General features: G+C 44.1%; 16 protein-coding genes. All 16 read left to right on the top strand.

Annotation, left to right across the window (positions count from 1 at the left end):
* The coding region (locus tag HMPREF1115_RS12020) for an LPXTG cell wall anchor domain-containing protein (RefSeq protein ID WP_000314980.1) at positions 1–1,613 on the top strand (1,613 nt) is incomplete at its 5' end.
* Between the two features lie 220 nt (positions 1,614–1,833).
* The gene (locus HMPREF1115_RS11135; protein ID WP_000711914.1) at positions 1,834–3,060 is read left to right on the top strand and encodes a glycosyltransferase; all 1,227 of its coding nucleotides are present in this window, start codon (positions 1,834–1,836) and stop codon (positions 3,058–3,060) included.
* A 15-nt stretch (positions 3,061–3,075) separates the two neighbouring features.
* On the top strand, positions 3,076–4,305 hold the full coding sequence (locus HMPREF1115_RS11130) for a glycosyltransferase (RefSeq protein ID WP_000751403.1): 1,230 nt from the start codon (positions 3,076–3,078) through the stop codon (positions 4,303–4,305).
* An 85-nt stretch (positions 4,306–4,390) separates the two neighbouring features.
* A complete protein-coding gene (secY2, locus tag HMPREF1115_RS11125) occupies positions 4,391–5,608 on the top strand; it encodes an accessory Sec system protein translocase subunit SecY2 (RefSeq protein ID WP_000657781.1) in 1,218 nt (405 codons plus the stop codon).
* 9 nt (positions 5,609–5,617) lie between these two features.
* Complete coding sequence (gene asp1 / locus HMPREF1115_RS11120; protein ID WP_000291141.1) at positions 5,618–7,198, top strand: accessory Sec system protein Asp1; 1,581 nt, start codon at positions 5,618–5,620, stop codon at positions 7,196–7,198.
* On the top strand, positions 7,182–8,711 hold the full coding sequence (gene asp2, locus HMPREF1115_RS11115) for an accessory Sec system protein Asp2 (RefSeq protein WP_000412872.1): 1,530 nt from the start codon (positions 7,182–7,184) through the stop codon (positions 8,709–8,711). Before asp1 ends, asp2 begins: the two co-directional genes overlap by 17 nt.
* Positions 8,708–9,148: an accessory Sec system protein Asp3 gene (asp3, locus tag HMPREF1115_RS11110; RefSeq protein ID WP_000583891.1), complete on the top strand. Its 441-nt coding sequence runs from the start codon at positions 8,708–8,710 to the stop codon at positions 9,146–9,148. Before asp2 ends, asp3 begins: the two co-directional genes overlap by 4 nt.
* Entirely contained in the window at positions 9,141–11,513 is a 2,373-nt protein-coding gene (gene secA2 / locus HMPREF1115_RS11105) for an accessory Sec system translocase SecA2 (RefSeq protein ID WP_002882698.1), read from the top strand. Before asp3 ends, secA2 begins: the two co-directional genes overlap by 8 nt.
* Before the next feature lie 12 nt (positions 11,514–11,525).
* Positions 11,526–13,046, top strand: coding sequence for an accessory Sec system glycosyltransferase GtfA (gene gtfA / locus HMPREF1115_RS11100; RefSeq protein ID WP_000158439.1), 1,521 nt, complete (start codon positions 11,526–11,528; stop codon positions 13,044–13,046).
* Complete coding sequence (gtfB, locus tag HMPREF1115_RS11095) at positions 13,030–14,376, top strand: accessory Sec system glycosylation chaperone GtfB (RefSeq protein ID WP_000615319.1); 1,347 nt, start codon at positions 13,030–13,032, stop codon at positions 14,374–14,376. Before gtfA ends, gtfB begins: the two co-directional genes overlap by 17 nt.
* Positions 14,369–14,548 carry an accessory Sec system protein Asp4 gene (gene asp4 / locus HMPREF1115_RS11090; RefSeq protein WP_000161925.1) on the top strand — a complete coding sequence of 60 codons (180 nt, stop codon included), beginning with the start codon at positions 14,369–14,371 and terminating at the stop codon, positions 14,546–14,548. Before gtfB ends, asp4 begins: the two co-directional genes overlap by 8 nt.
* A 5-nt stretch (positions 14,549–14,553) precedes the next feature.
* Positions 14,554–14,775 carry an accessory Sec system protein Asp5 gene (gene asp5, locus HMPREF1115_RS11085; RefSeq protein ID WP_000453437.1) on the top strand — a complete coding sequence of 74 codons (222 nt, stop codon included), beginning with the start codon at positions 14,554–14,556 and terminating at the stop codon, positions 14,773–14,775.
* Positions 14,776–14,843: 68 nt separating this feature from the next.
* The gene (locus tag HMPREF1115_RS11080; protein ID WP_000414811.1) at positions 14,844–15,329 is read left to right on the top strand and encodes an immunity protein YezG family protein; all 486 of its coding nucleotides are present in this window, start codon (positions 14,844–14,846) and stop codon (positions 15,327–15,329) included.
* Between the two features lie 144 nt (positions 15,330–15,473).
* Positions 15,474–16,283, top strand: coding sequence for an Imm47 family immunity protein (gene imm47, locus HMPREF1115_RS11075; RefSeq protein WP_000527078.1), 810 nt, complete (start codon positions 15,474–15,476; stop codon positions 16,281–16,283).
* 331 nt (positions 16,284–16,614) lie between these two features.
* On the top strand, positions 16,615–17,067 hold the full coding sequence (locus HMPREF1115_RS11070) for a YrhA family protein (protein WP_000266160.1): 453 nt from the start codon (positions 16,615–16,617) through the stop codon (positions 17,065–17,067).
* A 260-nt stretch (positions 17,068–17,327) separates the two neighbouring features.
* Entirely contained in the window at positions 17,328–18,074 is a 747-nt protein-coding gene (locus tag HMPREF1115_RS11065) for a hypothetical protein (RefSeq protein WP_000478425.1), read from the top strand.
* The last annotated feature ends 3 nt before the right edge of the window (positions 18,075–18,077 follow it).

Below are 18,077 nucleotides of genomic sequence, written 5' to 3'. Positions count from 1 at the left end.
TATCGGTGAGTGCTAGCCAATCTGCTTCAGCGAGCGCCAGCCAGTCAGCCTCAGCCAGCGCGAGCCAATCCGCTTCAGTAAGCTCTAGTCAATCTGCGTCGGCAAGTTCGAGCCAATCCGCTTCAGCGAGCGCAAGTCAATCAGCCTCAGTAAGTTCAAGCGAATCAGCCTCAGCGAGCGCTAGTCAATCCGCTTCAGTCAGCTCCAGCCAGTCTGCATTGGTCAGCTCCAGTGAATCTGCATCAGCGAGCGCCAGTCAATCAGCGTCTGCAAGTTCTAGTGAGTCTACATCGGTGAGCGCCAGTCAATCGGCGTCTGTAAGCACAAGTCAGTCTGCATCGATCAGCTTCAGCCAGTCTGCCTCAGCGAGCTCGAGCCAGTCTGCTTCGGTGAGCGCCAGTCAATCGGCCTCAGTAAGTTCGAGTGAGTCAGCATCGGTGAGCGCAAGTGAATCCGCCTCAGCGAGCGCCAGCCAATCCGCATCAGTAAGCGCAAGTGAGTCAGCATCAGCAAGTGCGAGCCAATCTGCCTCAGCGAGCGTTAGCCAGTCAGCGTCAGTGAGTGCAAGTCAATCCGCCTCAGCGAGCGCAAGTGAATCTGCTTCAGCAAGTTCGAGCCAATCTGCATCGGCAAGTTCGAGTCAGTCAGCGTCTGCAAGCTCCAGCGAATCCGCTTCATTGAGTGCCAGTCAATCCGCCTCAGTAAGCTCCAGCCAATCAGCGTCAGTGAACGCCAGCCAGTCTGCCTCAGTAAGCTCAAGCCAGTCCGCTTCGGTGAGCTCCAGCGAATCCGCTTCAGTAAGTTCGAGCCAGTCTGCTTCAGTAAGCTCGAGTCAGTCAGCTTCGGTAAGTTCGAGCCAGTCTGCTTCAGCGAGCTCGAGCCAGTCAGCTTCTGTCAGCTCAAGCGAATCGGCTTCAGTAAGCGCGAGCCAATCAGCCTCAGTAAGCACAAGTGAATCAGCCTCAGCGAGCGCTAGCGAATCAGCTTCAGTAAGCTCAAGTCAGTCAGCCTCGGTAAGTTCGAGCCAGTCCGCGTCAGTAAGCTCAAGTGAATCAGCTTCAGTCAGCGCAAGCCAATCAGCTTCAGTAAGCTCGAGTCAGTCAGCCTCAGTCAGCGCCAGTCAGTCCGCGTCAGCGAGCGCTAGTCAATCCGCTTCAACAAGTACTTCAACTTCTGCAAGTATGCTAGCAGCCGAGTTAGCATTGGAAAGTGCTTCGATCTCAGCAAGTACATCAGTGAGCGAATCTACTTCAACGAGCGCATCACTCTCAGCTAGCATGTTAGCCAGCGAATCGATTCTAGAAAGTGCTTCGGTTTCAGCAAGCATGTCAGCGAGCGAGTCAACGTCGATTAGCACTAGTCTTTCGACTTCAGATTCTATTAGTAGATCTGCGTCAGCAAGTGCTCTGGTATCTACTTCAACAAGCACCTCTCTCTCAATGGCCAGCATTGCAAGCCAAGGTCAATCCGCTTCAAGCAAGCCGAAACAAGTCTTGCCAAATACAGGAGCGTCGACTTCGGTAGCATCTGCTTTGTTGGGAGCATTGGCAGCTGTGACAGGTATCGGTCTTCTTGCCAAGAAGGATCAGAATGACGATCAAGAAAGTCATTGATAAGATATAAAAATCAATGAATAAATAGTAAAATGGAAAACCTTTGAAAACATGATTTTTCAAAGGTTTTTTTCTATATGTGAGAAGAGGGAAATCCTCTTTTGAGTTTGAAATAAACTAGGGGAAAAGGTATAATAGGAAGGTGAGATAATCATCGAAAAAATCAGAACTATAGTAGTAGAAAAGTAGCCAAAAGAATGTGAAAAGAAAAGGGGACGAAATGAAAAAAGAGCTTCAAAAAGCCATTGTACTCGGTGGTGATAATGCATATATGGACAAGATTGAGACAACAATCAAGTCAATCTGCGCCCATAACCGAGCAGTGACTTTTTATGTTTTCAATGATGATTTGCCATCAGAATGGTTTCAGCTCATGGAGAGACGTTTAGAACCTCTAGCCTCAAAAATCGTCAATGTCAAGATTAGTCATCAAGGTTTGAAAGAGTATAGTTTGCCACTAGCCCACCTAAGCTATGCAACTTTCTTTCGTTATTTTATTCCTCAGTTTGTTAGCGAAGATCTAGCCTTGTACCTGGATTCGGATATCATCGTTAGATCAAACTTAGATGAACTCTTTTTAGAAGACATGGCAGACTGGCCAGTAGCTGCTGTCGCAGATGCTCTAGTTCCTAGCACTTTTAATGCAGGTGTCTTGCTGATTAATGTGGCTCTCTGGCGTCAAGAAAAGGTGACGGAGCACTTGTTGAGCTTGACAGACCAACTGCATGACCAAGTTTTTGGCGATCAGGGCGTGTTAAATCACCTCTTTGAAGGTCGTTGGAAATCGCTGCCAGCTACCTATAATTTTATGGTTGGTATGGATACAGTGGCTCGAAATTACCAGATGGATTCTTGGTATAGGGATTCTCTTGCTACTGAGAAGACAGCCAAGATTATCCATTATACAGGGGACAAGCCTTGGTACCAAATCAACCTCAACCGTTTCAGGGAGGACTGGTGGTTTTACTACGGACTAGAGTGGTCTGATATTGTCATGAAAAAATGTGATTTCCATAAAGGATTGGCATCTTTAGTTCAAGCTCCCCAGTATGCGACCGCTATTTTTACCAATACGTGTCACATAGAGAGAATCGAACACCTGATCCAAGAACTGCCCGATGTAGAGTTCTCTATCCTAGCTCATACCAATTTTGCGCCGGAAATCATGAATTTGCAATCGCACCTGAACGTACGCCTCTATCCTTACTTTAATCCCATGAATGTCAAAAAGGTCTTGGAAAAGATTGACTTTTACTTGGATATCAATCATGAGGATGAAATTGCAAACATTATCCAAGAGGTGCAGCAAAGAGAAATCCCTATATTTGCTTTTGAAACCACTAGTCATGACTCGAGTGGTTACAGTCACGTATACTCACCAGCAGCCGTAGATCAAATGATCGAGTCTATCCGCACGCTTTTGGAATCAAAGAAGCAGTCGTTGTAAACTGAAGGAAACTAAATGAAAAAAACAATTGTTCTCGCAGGAGATTATGCCTATATTCGCCAGATTGAAACAGCGCTCAAGTCTCTCTGCTACCATAATAGCCATGTCAAGGTCTATATCTTTAATCAGGATATTCCTCAGGAGTGGTTCCGCGCTCTCAGACCGATAGTAGAGCAAATGGGCGGTGAATTAGTGGATGTCAAGATGCTTGGCGCCCAGTTTCAGATGAACTGGAGCAACAAACTGCCCCATATCAATCATATGACCTTTGCCCGTTACTTTATTCCTGATTTTGTCGAAGAGGACAAGGTTCTTTACTTGGACAGTGATTTGGTAGTGACAGCTGATTTGACGGCTCTCTTTGAAATGGACTTAGGAGAAAACTACCTGGCTGCCGCGCCATCTTGTTTTGGAGTTGGGGTTGGTTTTAATGCAGGTGTACTCTTGATCAATAACAAAAAATGGCGGGCAGAATCTGTGAGACAAGAGCTAGTTGAGTTGACGGAGCGGGAACACCAACATGTGAGTGAAGGAGACCAGTCCATCCTCAATATGCTCTTTCATGACAGCTATGCTCCTCTGGATCAGAACTATAATTTCCAGATTGGTTTTGATAGTGGGGCTGCCTCACATGGACATGAGTTCATCTTCCAGATTCCCCTAGAGCCCCTGCCAGCCATCTTGCATTTCCTTTCTCAAGACAAACCTTGGAACACTCATTCGGTTGGGCGTTTGCGTGAGGTTTGGTGGTACTATCATCTGATGGAGTGGTCGGTCATTACTGAAAAATGGCGTCAGGCTGGAATTGACTATCCAGTCACAGTCTATCAGCCAGCTATGTCTTGTGTTAATTTGACTAACTCCTGGCATCTTGAGAAAATCGACTATCTGGTTCAAGCCTTGCCAGAGGTGCATTTCTACATTGCAGCCTATACGACGATGGCACCGGAACTCATGCTCTTGTCACGTTTTGAAAATGTGACTCTCTATCCCAACACCTTTCCCCTCTTGGTTGAGAAACTGATCCAGCAGGCAGATGTCTACCTTGATATTAACCACGATGACAAGTTGAGTGTTGTTTATGACTATATTTCACGCTTTGAGAAACCAATCTTGACTTTTGACAATACCCAGTCGCGGGAACTGCCTGAAAGTGCCTATGCAGGTATTTTCTCAGCAGAAAGACCAGAAGAAATGGTGGCTACTTTGAAGGCTTATCTGAACGAGAAAACTCATGAAAACTGAGATAGAGATTTGAATGTGCTAAGATAAAAAGGCTGGATTGGCCCCGTGTGACAGGACAGAAAGATAAAAAGAAAAGGAGGAGCTAGTGAAAGAATTTCGTTCATCGATAGCGGTAAAAAAAGGGATGCGCACCCTATTTTTGCTTTTTATTTATGTGCTCGGGAGTCGTCTGGCTCTTCCTTTTGTTGACCTCAATAGTCAGGATTTTCTCGGAGGAAGCGCAGCCTATCTGGACTTTTCAGTAGCCCTGACTGGTGGAAATCTTCGCAGCCTCTCTCTCTTTTCCATCGGGCTTTCACCTTGGATGTCAGCTATGATCTTGTGGCAGATGTTTTCCTTTTCAAAGAAACTGGGCTTAAACTCAGTTTCTTCGGAAGTCCAGGATAGACGGAAAATGTACTTGACGTTAGGGATTGCCTTGATTCAGGCCTTGGCCTTGACTACAAACCTTCCTGTCCAAGCTCCCTACAATCCCTTCTTGGTCTTTCTCCTCAATACCAGCCTTTTGGTTGCGGGGACCTTCTTCTTAGTTTGGCTGTCAGACATCAATGCATCTATCGGAGTTGGAGGCCCTGTCGTCATTTTATTGGCAAGTATGGTGGCTTCACTCCCTCAGGACATCATCCAATCGGTCCAAGTTCATACGATCTCTCCTTGGTTGCTTTTCCTGTTGCTGATACTTGGCGTCCTCTTTACCTATCTAGTTGTTCTCTTTTACCGAGCTCGATACCGCATCCCTATCAATAAAATCGGGCTCCATTCTCGCTTTAAACGCTATTCTTATCTGGAAATCATGCTCAATCCTGCAGGTGGCATGCCTTATATGTATGTGATGAGTCTCATGAGCTTACCTTCCTATCTCTTGATCTTGCTTCAACATCTGGATAAGGGCAATCCTCTCTACCCTACCATACTGGAGCAGTATGCGATGGGGAAACCTTTGTGGATTTATGCTTATATCCTTATCCTCTTTGTCTTTAGCATTGCCTTTGCTTTTGTCAATGTGAGTGGTCAACAGATTGCAGATCGGATGAAGCAATCAGGAGATTACATCTACGGAGTCTATCCCGGTGAGGATACTAGTCGCTTTATCAATCGCTTGGTTCTCCGATTTGCTCTGATAGGTGCAGTCTTTAACGTTATCTTGGCTGGACTTCCGATCTTGTTTGTCTTGAAGGATGAGAGTCTGTTAAAAGTCAGCATGATTCCCGGACTCTTTTTAATTTTGAGTGGCATGCTCTTTACGATTCACGACGAACTGCAGGCGCTCAGATTAAATGAAAGGTATCGGCCACTATTCTAGGAGGTTTTGATGTATTACTTTATCCCGGCTTGGTATGGCAAGGAGCGTCCCTGGCATGCTGATTTGACACCTTGGTATTTTTCTCATTTTAAGCTAGAATTTGATGACACCTTCAATCAGATTCGCTTGATGCAACACCAAGGGGTCCCTGCACAGGTCCTCCTTTTGTCCTATCAGCCTCATCTTCGCTATTTTCTCCATCGCCAAGGTATTTTAGAAGCACAAGTTTATTCCTTATTTGATGAATTGCAGGATTTTCATGAGATTCGACCGCAGGTCTTGCAGCTCAGAGATATTGAGTGGGAAGAGGACTGCGAGTTTGTTTACAGTCCCTTTACCATTTTAGTTTTGAGAAATGGAAAGCCCTATGCTCAGGTGGAGCATGGGATTGAAGGTTTTATCAGTACGATTCAGTATTTCAAGGAAGATGGGCTCTTGTCTGCTAATTACCTGATGGATGATCGGGGGCTGGTTTCCAGTGTGATTTACTACGAAGAGGGTCAGGCTCTCTACCAAGACTATCTCAATCCCAAGGGACTGTGGCAGTTTAGAGAGCACTTGCAAGATGGGGGGCGTATCGAAGTCAATCCTATCTTTGCTTTTCGATTCCAAAAAGAGGCTTACCGAGATATGGGAGAATTGATTGCGGAGTTTTTTGAGAAGAAAATAGCTCAACTCCCCGAGGAAGGAGCGACCTATTTTCTGCCTGCTTGTGACCAGCACAATGACTTCCTTTTAGAACGATTGCCTCACCAAACCACTAAGGTTCTCAGTCTTTTTATCGGACGAAATCCTCAAGAACAATTACCTCAGTTGGCGGATTTGTTGTCTAAGGTGGACCTTGTTCTAGTCGACAGAGAGGACACCTTGCGCTTGGCTCAGTCTGCATTTTCAGAACAAGCAACGACGTTTCGTCATTTATCACCTTTTGATACCCGCTTGGAGCTAGGAAAGAGTCAGACTCGGAAGGAGTCAATCCTCTACTATCAACTGGACTTTGAGCAGGGGATAGAGGACCAAGCGCTCTATCAGGTCTTGCATTTCCTTTCTGAAAACAAGGATACGGAGTTGGTCTTTGGAGCCTTTGCTGCTAGTCAAGAAGAAATGAAACAGCTGGAAACACGTGTTTCTGAGATGGTTGCAGAGCAGTTTCAGGACCAGGAACTGGAAAAGGAAGTTGATTACCAAGGCGCTGAAAATCCGCTTGAGGACAATCGCCATCAGAGCAAGCGCTATTCGTTTGTCAATATGAAGGATGAGTCGGAGTTAATCAAGCAGCTGGAATTTGTTCGTTTGATTGTCGATTTGAACTGTCAGCCTCTTCTTTATACCCAGATAGCGGGGATTAGTGCTGGTATCCCTCAAATCAATAGGGTCAAAACAGAGTATGTCAGCCATCAGAAGAATGGCTATCTGTTGGAAAATACTGCCGATTTTGCTCAAGCTGCCCATTACTATCTCGATAGCCTGCAGGTGTGGAATGATGCTCTGATCCATTCCATCGAAAAGATAAAGGAACACACTGGGGAGCAATTCCTAATCAAGCTAGAAAAGTGGTTGGAGGAGGTGACTCATGGAAAAGAAGTATAAGATCTTGCAAATCGGTCCAGAGGATTGGCGAGATACACTTGCCCTACCAGCCCAACTTGACTGGTATCATGTTCCTCCCAACACACCGTATGCCATCCAGAAAATCATGGATGAGAATGACCTAGATCACTTTCATGCTGTCATTCTCACGGATGGGGCTTACCTAGTAGATTTGTTGCCTTTTGCATCTAGCTTGGAACCCTATACGGTTTTCTATCCAGAACAGTTTGCAAGTCAGGATGAAAGTCTTCAAAACCTCATCAAACAGCACTGCATGCAAGCGATGGACCTGTCAGACAGACAGGGCTTTGTTCGAGACCTTTCCACCTCCCTCTTTGAAGGTGGTTATGGGGACAAGCTGAGCCCAGCTACGATACGGATTCACCCGAGTTTCCAAGGCTCTGTCTCCTATCAAGGATTTGAGCATCTGGAATTAGAAGGTGATTTTGGGAAAACCTATACCCAGCTAGCCTCTTGGGCCTATAATCAGACCGTCCAAGCCCATTCGCCAATCGAACTCTGGCTCGAATATGAAAAGAGTGGACCAGTGGAATTGCGCTTGCGTTTGCGAAAGATCCCAGCAGGATCCATCTCAGAGATAAAACAGGATATTTTCCTTGAGGAAGCAGACTTTGCCTCAGCAATCATTGTGGAGCAAGACTATGACGCTTATCTGAGCATTTCTCTTGAAGCGCGTGGTCAGGGAAAGGTCAACATCGGCAATCTCCACCAACGCTGGAGCCGGAAACAGTTTGGAAAGTTTGTTCTCGGAGGTAATATCCTGCATGACGAAAAACGTGAGGAAATCAACTATTTCTTTCACCCAGGGGATTTCAAGCCACCTCTAGCAGTCTATTTCTCAGGTTACCGTCCGGCGGAAGGCTTTGAGGGTTACTGGATGATGAAGAATCTCAGATGTCCCTTTCTCCTCTTTTCGGACCCTCGATTAGAAGGGGGAGCCTTTTACCTAGGAACTGAGGAATTGGAAGATAAGATTCAAGCAACCATTCAGTACTATTTAGACTATCTAGGTTTGGATAGAAGTGACTTGATCCTATCTGGCTTGTCGATGGGAACCTTCCCAGCCCTCTATTATGGTTCTCACTTTGAGCCCAAGGGAATCGTAGTCGGAAAACCCTTGACCAATCTAGGAACCATCGCACAGCGGGGCCGACTAGAGGCGCCAGGAGTTTTCCCGACCAGCTTTGATGTCTTGCACCTTCAGACAGGAGGAGTGAGCCAAAAAGACATGAAGGACTTGGATCAACGTTTTTGGAGCCGATTTAAACAAGCTGATTTTTCCCAGACGACCTTCGGTCTTTCTTACATGAAGGACGAGGATATGGATAGTGGTGCCTATGACCAGCTAGTGGAGACACTTTGCCAGACAGGAGCTAAGATTTTGTCCAAAGGAACCGCCGGTCGACACAATGATGACACAGGTACAAACGTTGCCTGGTTTATTCATTTTTACAAGATGATACTAGAAGAATACGGAAGAGGTGAGACATGATTATCATCAAGAGAGAGGATATTAGGTGGGGTGAGATGGGAGCCACTTATCTTTATGGTAGCCAGATCACCTATCATGCAGATGGTCACGTTACACTAAAAAATCCTTTGCTGGCTTCAGGTGAAACCCTTAAAACCTGGTTTTCCAGTGTCAACTACCAGGCCACTAGAAGCCAGCCCAGCCTCCCTCTTCTTAAGAAAAATCACACCTACCGTCTCTCTATGAAGATGCAGGTTCAACCGACCAATGGCTTCTATCTCAAACTGACTTTTTTAAACCGTTATGAGGAAATCATCGAGGAGAAGATTGAAAGACAATTTTCTTTTAGCTTCACCTATCCTGAAACGGCCTACACCTATCGCCTTTCCTTGATTAGTGCAGGTTTTGAGGCTCTTGACTTTGTTTCGTTTTCTATTGAGGAGGATGATGGTGTTTAATCGTTTATATCAAGAAAGACAACTGAGAAAGGTCAAGAAACTTTTAAGCCAAATCAACGCCCTCAAAGAAGAGATGGCAGCTCTCAGCGATGGGGAAATGGCTGCAAAGACAGAGGAGTTTCGCCAGCGCCTTGCCCAGGGAGAAACCGTGGATGAGCTATTGGTAGAAGCCTATGCCCTTGTCCGTGAGGCAGATAAAAGGGTCTTGGGTCTCTTTCCCTATGATGTGCAAGTCATGGGAGCCATTGTGATCCACCAAGGAAATGTGGCTGAGATGAATACGGGTGAAGGTAAGACCTTGACTGCCACCATGCCCCTCTACCTCAATGCCCTAACGGGAAAAGGCAGCATGCTGGTCACGACTAATGACTATCTGGCTAGACGGGACGCAAGTGAAATGGGTCCAGTCTACCAATTTTTAGGTCTAACTGTCGGTCTGCCCTTTTCAGAGGATCCAAAGGAGGACTTGACTGCCGAAGAGAAAAGAAAGATCTACACCTCAGATATCGTCTACACGACCAATAGTGTACTGGGCTTTGACTATCTCAATGACAATCTTGCTTCTACTCATGAAGGAAAGTTCCTACCTACATTTAACTATGTTATCATCGATGAGATCGATGACATTCTACTCGATAGTGCCCAAACTCCCTTGATTATCGCAGGTTCTCCCCGCGTCCAGTCTAACTATTATGGGATGATTGATACCCTAGTGACGACCTTGGTTGAGGGAGAAGACTACATCTACAAGGAAGAAAAAGACCAGGTTTGGTTGACCCGAAAAGGTGCCCAGACGGTCGAAGGTTTCCTAGGAATCGATCATCTCTATAAGGAAGAGTATGCTAGTTATGTTCGGCATCTGGTCTATGCTCTCAGAGCCCATACGCTCTTTACCAAGGACAAGGACTACCTGGTTCGAGGGCAAGAGATGGTTTTGCTGGATAAGAGCACAGGGCGTTTGATGGAAATGACCAAGCTTCAAGGTGGTCTCCATCAAGCCATCGAAGCCAAGGAACATGTGAAGCTTTCTCCTGAAACCAGAGCCATGGCTTCAATCACCTACCAGAGTCTCTTTAAGATGTTTCGTAAAATCTCAGGTATGACAGGAACGGGAAAGGTGGCAGAGAAAGAATTTTTCGAAACCTATAACATGTCTGTCATTCGCATTTCGACCAATCGCCCACTTAGGCGAATGGACCATCCGGATAATCTCTATGTGACCCTCCCTGAGAAAGTGTATGCTTCTCTCGAAGCTATCAAGACTTACCACGCCAAAGGCAATCCACTCCTGATTTTTGTCGGATCTGTAGAAATGTCCCAGCTTTACTCGTCCTTGCTCTTGCGAGAGGGGATTTCCCACAATGTCCTTAATGCCAATCATGCGGCGCGTGAAGCCCAAATCATCGCAGAGTCTGGACAGATGGGGGCAGTGACCGTTGCGACTTCTATGGCAGGTCGAGGGACAGATATCAAACTAGGTACAGGAGTCGCAGAATTGGGCGGTTTGATTGTGATTGGTACCGAGCGGATGGAGAGCCGACGAATTGACCTGCAAATCAGAGGTCGTTCTGGCCGCCAGGGCGATCCAGGCATGTCTCAATTTTTCGTGTCGCTTGAAGATGATGTGATCAAAAAGTTCGGGCCGTCTTGGGTTCACGACCTGTATCAAGACTACCAAGTGGAAGATATCAGCAAACCTATCCTACTCAAGGCTCGCAAGTACCGCAATCTCGTCAGAAAAGCCCAAGAGGCTAGTGATAGTGCCAGTCGCTCAGTACGCAGACAAACCTTAGAGTATGCGGAAAGCGTCAATATCCAGCGTCAGATGGTCTACCAAGAAAGAGATCGCTTGCTGGATGGGAGCCGTGATTTAGAGCATATTCTTGAGGACATACTAGCAGACTATACCAAACAAATCTCAGAAAAAGCCTATAGCAGTCCCCAAGAGCTCTTTCACTTCATCGTGACCAATATTAGCTTTGGGATGAGAGAATTACCGGCTGATCTGGATTTAGCTGATGCAGATCAGATTCGGGAGTTACTAGAGAAAATAATAGCCAAGGAAATCGCAGCTAAAAAGGAAGTCCTCCAACCTCACCAGCTTTATGACTCTTTTCTGAGAATATCCATGCTCAAGGCTATTGATGACAACTGGGTTGAGCAAGTCGACTATCTCCAACAGCTCAGTCTAGCAATTGGGAGCCAGTCTGCTTCTCAAAAGAACCCTATCGTGGAGTACTATCAGGAGGCTTATGCAGGCTTTGAAATCATGAAGCAACAAATCCGTACAGATATGGTTCGCAATCTTCTCATGGGGATTGTGGAAGTAACGCCCAAAGGTGAGATTCTCACCCATTTTCCATAAAAAGAGGATCATATGACAATTTACAATATAAATCTAGGAATCGGTTGGGCGAGTAGTGGTGTCGAGTATGCCCAGGCCTACCGAGCAGGGATTTTTAGAAGTTTAGACCTAGCATCTAAGTTTATCTTTACAGACTTGATTTTAGCAGACAATATCCAGCATTTAACGGCCAATATCGGCTTTGCGGATGATCAGGTAATCTGGCTTTACAATCATTTTACAGATATTAAGCTAGCACCGACCAGTGTTACAGTTGACGAGGTCTTGGCCTCTTTTGGTGGCCTTGAGAGTCATAGGGAGCAGGATGGCAAGGTCTTGCGTGTCTACTTTTCAGACGAGGACAAGTTTGTGACCTGCTACTTGGTAGACTCGGCTAAGAATCTGGTGCAGCATGCAGAGTATGTGTTTGGGGGGAACTTGATTCGCAAGGATTATTTCTCCTACACACGCTACTGTACAGAGTATTTCGCGCCCAAAGATCAAGTGGCTAGGCTCTATCAACGAACCTTTTTCAATGAAGACGGTAGCACCGCTTACGATATCTTGCTGACTGAAGGCCAGGAAGAGGTCTATCGATTTAAGGACCGAATTCTGTACGGAAAGCCAGCCCTTATGCGCTATTTTATGCAAAGTTTGAACTTGAGCAAGTCTGATTTGGTCATTTTGGACAGGGAAACTGGGATTGGTCAGGCTGTTTTTGAAGAAGCACAAAAGGCCCATCTAGCAGTTGTCGTTCACGCAGAGCACTATAGTGAAAATGCTAGTAACGAAGACTATCTCCTCTGGAACAACTACTATGAGTATCAGTTTACAAATGCGGACAAGGTCGATTGTTTTATCGTGTCTACGGATCGGCAGAAGGAAGTTCTCGAAGGTCAATTTGCCCAGTACAGTCAGCATCGTCCACGAATCGTCACGATTCCAGTTGGGAGCATTGATCAGCTGACGGAGCCTGCTAGGGAACGCAAGCCCTTTTCTCTCATTACTGCTTCGCGTCTGGCCAAGGAAAAACACATTGACTGGCTCGTCAAGGCGGTTATCCAAGCGCATCAAGTCCTTCCAGAGCTTACCCTTGACATTTATGGCAGTGGGGGTGAGGAATCTCTTTTAAGGGAAATCATCACGGCTCACCAAGCGGAGAACTATATCCATCTCAAAGGACATGCAGACCTATCTCAGATCTATCCCCAGTATGAAGTCTATCTGACAGCCTCTACCAGTGAAGGATTTGGTCTGACCTTGATGGAGGCGGTTGGGTCAGGATTGCCCTTGATTGGTTTTGATGTGCCTTATGGAAACCAAACCTTTATCCAGGACGGTCAAAATGGCTACTTGATTCCAAGTTCAGACGACCATGTTGAAATGGAAATTAAAAGGGCCTTCGCGGAAAAAATCTGCCAGCTCTATCAGGAAAATCACTTGCCAGATATGAGAAAAGCATCTTATGACCTAGCGAGAGAATTTTTAACAGATAAGGTAAGGGACAAGTGGAAGAAAACGATAGAGGAGGTCCTGCATGATTCAACTATTTGATCGATATGGCCAGGAAAGCCGAGATTTACATGAAAGTCTAGAAGCTGCTGGTCTGTCCCATGTCACAGTTGTGATCGAGCCAGATGGATTTCTCCCAGATGGGATTCTTTCTCCCTTTACCTACTATCTAGGTTACGAGTCGGGAAAAGCTCTTTATTTCAACCAAGTAGCCGTACCTGAGTTTTGGGAGATTGCGGGCAATAACCAGTCGGCGCATATCCTAGAGGATTCTCGCGAGAGAGGCGTGATTCACTATGTGGATGCTCCTCAGGCCCGTCTGGTCAAGCAAGTCGACTGGAAGGACCTATCCGGCCGTATCTACCAAGCAGACCACTATAACCGATACGGAACCTGCTTTGCCAAGACCACTTATAGTGTGGATGGACAGGCTATCCTGACCAAGTACCAGAATACAAAGGGACAGGAAATTGTCCTGGAAAATCATGTGACAGGCGATATCCTCCTAACTTTGCCCGGACAAGCCCTACGCCATTTTAAAAATCGAGTGGAATTCACGATCTTCTTTTTGCAAGATTTAGGAATCGACACTCGCCACCTTCTCTTTAATACTCTCGCCACCTCTTTCTTGGTCTCATACCATTATCCAGACAAGAGCGGACAGGATATCTTAGTCTGGCAAGAACCGCTAGATGATTGTCTTCCTGGGAATATGCAGCTGCTCTTGGAGCAAGGGGAGTTGAGAGCCAAGCAGATCCTCATACCAGACAAGGCTACCTATGAAGAGGCCTTGGCCTTGACCAATCCAGCCTATCATGACAAGTTTGTCCATCTAGGTTATCATTATCAGTTCAAAAGAGAAAATTTCGTCCGACCAGATGCCTTGATCGTTACTAACTCGGATCAGATCGAACATATCGAAACCCTGATTGAGTCCTTGCCAATGGTGACCTTCCGAATCGCGGCGGTGACTGAAATGTCGTCCAAGTTGCTGGCCTTGCTTTCCTATCCCAATGTCGTTCTCTATCAAAACGCTAGTCCGCAAAAGATTCAAGAACTCTACCAGCTGTCTGACCTCTATCTGGATATCAATTACGGAAACGAACTTTTGGATGCTGTCCGTCAAGCCTTCGAGCACAATATGCTCATCCTAGCCTTCGATCAGACAGCTCATAACAGACATTATACAGCTCCAGAACACCTCTTTGATGTGCAAGCTGTTGGAGACATGATTGCGAGGATTCAAGAAGCTCTCAGCAGTCTTGACAAGATGGGCCAAGCCCTTGGACATCAAGGTCGCCATGCAAACTATGTGGACTTGGCTACTTACCAAGAGAGGATGGAAAGGATAATAGGGGAAGGACATGACTAAAAAAGATTTATTTTACAAGGATGTCGAAGGACGCATGGAAGAGTTAAAGCAAGGAGCGCTTAAGAAAGAAAAGCCTACCCGAGGAGAAAAGATCAGTAAAACCTTCTCCATTTTACTCGGCTTGCTCATCCTACTTACCCTGATCTTTACATTATTAGGAATCTTGAGGTGAAATTGATGGAAGTTTTGATGATTGTAGGAATAATCCTAGCCGTCGCCTTAATTGTCTTGGTTCTCATCCAACCTCGCCAAAGCCAACTCTTTTCCATGGATGCGACCAGCAATATCGGAAAACCAGGCTACTGGCAGAACAACCGCTTGGTAAAAATGGTAACCCTCTTGATTAGCCTAGCCTTGTTTGTCTTGCTCCTCGTTTTTATGATGGTAACCTATCAGTAAGAACGCGGTACCATTCACAGATAAAGGATACTAGAGACGGGGAAAGTACATCTAAACCGGAGGAACATATGGAAAAACAGATTAATGAGAAGATGACAGAGATTGTATATAAAGTAAATGATATGATTCCAGTTGAGTGGGATGATCTTTATATTAATTTTGAAGTCGATAAGACGCTTAGTGGTGGCGTAGTATTTTTCTTTAAATATAAAGGAGAATATCATTATTACATGGATATTCCATCTTTATTTTCTATCCCTAAGACAGAATTCAGAATAGATTACATAAATCTTTTTGCTTTAGGTGAAGATATGAAGAAGATTTTCATCGAGCAGGGTCTGGCAGAGTGGTCCGCCTTTACAATCAAAGTGGATGAAAACAATAAAACCTCTTTGGACTTTGACTATGCACCATGGAATAAAAGTAAATTTGGACCAACGGATAGAATAGAATTCTTTGAATACAAATACCTCGGCAAGAAACCAGCTAATGAAAAAGAATTTGAGTTGTTCAAGGCTATGGAAGCCTTCCAGCAAAAATATAACGAGAACTAGTTTCATGGATAAACGGCCACCCTCGAGGTGGTCTTTTATGGTATACTGGGATTGTAGAGCCAGTAAATTTGGTGATAACTTAGCATCGGTCAGAAAGCAAGTAACAAATTTCCAAAAAAGTATTGAGATAAAAGGAGAATGGGAATGGGAAACAAACTGTTAATGCCAGGAATGTCGTTCGGTCACGTTAGTTCAGTAGCGCTTGAAGATTTAAAAAGGGGCTTACTTTCAGTAAATGATGAGAGAGAATGTGTATTTCTGATTGCTGAAATCTTAAAAAAGGGAGATTTCATAGTAAAAAACTTGCTGATTGACTTGATGAACCAGACAAAAGATGAAGCCGTACTCAATCTTTGTATTCGATTGTTTTGTTCAGTTTGTACACATGATGATTTAAAAAAGGTTGAAGATTTTCATTTTTTAAGTTCGGCTTCAGAATTTGCGGTATTTACTTTTGTCGCTGGCGCTGTGGAAACAATGTCCTATGAAGTCGTTCCTTATCTTCTTACTCTGTGGGAGGAGTGGGAAGATACGGAAACCGATGTGGAGTATGCTATTCAAGATGCTTTGGATAGCTTTCTCAACTATCGTTCAATTATAGAGGAAAATGCAAGATTAGAAGAAGTTGGAAGTTTATATTTTGATGTAATAAAGAACAAGAACTTGGATTGCTATTATTACAAAACTCTTCAGGTTTTTCCTGGTTTATTTACACAAGAAATTATGACTGCTCTATACATCGCTGCTCAAAAGGAACAGAAATACCATCTTTATCCTCAAGCATCCCTTCTGTCTATTTACACAGGCAAGCAGGTCCCAGTGGATACCAATACTCTTATTTCAAAAAATGAAATTGATTTGATGGTTCGTTATATTGATGACTTATCAGACAAAGACTGGACGGAAGGTATGAAATATTTTTACGGCCATCCAGTTGAAGAACTTGTAAAATAATGAAATGGACGATTGATAACAAAGGACTACCTTCATGGTGGTCTTTTATTGTTTTTCAAACGCTAGTACATGGGGTTTATGGTATACTGGGATTGTAGAGTTGCTAAGACAGAAGACCCATTTGAACCTAAATTGGAGGATGCGTTGGAAAAACAGATTTATGAGAATATGAGAAAGTGATGGAAATCATATTTTTAAAGATAATAAATCTTACAATAAAGTTATTACCAGTTATCAAAAGAGTATTTTGTAGAACAATGAAAATAAAGGATAGTAAGGAAGTTTTGTGGTAATTGTTGGAAAGGACATATATAATTAGTGAGGTAAATAAATGTGGCTTGAACTTTTAAGAAGAGTAGATAGGATTGAATCTGGTTATGGGGAAAAGCTAAATTCTCCAATTGATTTAGAGAAAATTAAATTTCTTAGTCAAAATGAAACAAACGAAGTTAAGACATTCATGGTGCAAGAATATTCACGATTTATAACAAAAGTAAATGGTCTTGATTTTAATGGGTGCGTTCTTTATGGTTTAAAAGCAGATGATAGTTGTTCTTCAGATATTTATGATTTCTTTGAGTATAATAAAATTTGGCATGAAGTCGAAGAAAATAAACAGTTTGTTTTTATTGGAGAGAACAATATTAGTTGGTTTGTATATAATCCTAGTAATGATGAATATTTAGAATTGGATATGCCATCTGCGGATGTAGTTGAAAAATTTAATTCTTTAGATGATTTACTTGAAAGTTTTCTTTCAGATGCTCTTGAATATGCCTCTTAAAAAGATAGGTAAAATATGATAAATAATTTTCCAACGGTAGATATGGAATCCATCCAGAAGGAACATATGGAAATAGTTTGAACTGATAAACGGCCACCCTCGAGGTGGTCGTTTATTGTTTTCCAAACGCTAGTCCATGGGGTTTATGGTATACTAGTAGGACAGTTTATCTATGGGATGAGAGACTGTTTTTATACAAGTCAAAAGGGAAAGGTCAGAAATGTGCACCTTTTCCTGAAAGAAACTAGAAAGAGAAAGAGATGTTTTTAGGAAGACGTCGGATATTTTTTAACCAATACTATGACAAGGCGATTTATTATGATCGCAAAACCCACGAACTTTTGGAGGCACCAAAGAGCAAGCTCTTGGATACAGAAAAGTCTAGCAAGATGAATCGCCATATCCCCCTATTGGTAGTTCTCTTGTTATCAAGTGGTAGTGGGTTGATTTCCTTCTTCCGCTTGTTTATACAAGGAACCTATACCATGTCTACCTTCTGGAGTGTTCTTCTCATTTGGCTAGGGCAGTTTGCTTTCATCACCATCCTTGTTGAACGCGCCTTGTATCGAAATGTCAACAGGGCTCAGGTGACTACTAAAACTATCTGTCTGGCGCTTATGGAAAAGTCAGAGGAAACAAAGGAAGCTGAGGCGGAGATGAGTGAAAAAGATAGTCGCAATGCTACTCGCTGGATAAGAGCGTTGCTCTCTCTGGTTCCCTTGGTTGGATTTTTCTACGCCTATAATTTTATTTGGAATTACCAAGAGAGGTTGGGCACTCCCATTGGAGGAGAGATTGTCAAGATTGTCCTAACAGGACTTTTATTAGGCTTGACATTTGTTCTTTATAACCAAAACAATTTACCCAGAATATTTGATATCTTGGATCGCTTTTATGCTAGAAAACTCAGCCTCATCTGTCGAGCAGATGACAATCCAGATGTCTATCTGGAAGTGAGTATGGGGACAGATGAAGAATTTGTCATCAAAGAAGTACAGAAGGACTAAGAT

The organism is Streptococcus oralis SK610, from assembly GCF_000257455.1.
Lineage (GTDB): Bacteria > Bacillota > Bacilli > Lactobacillales > Streptococcaceae > Streptococcus > Streptococcus oralis_CB.
The sequence above is the reverse complement of the archived record's forward strand: the minus strand, read 5'-3'. Positions and strand labels throughout refer to the sequence as shown.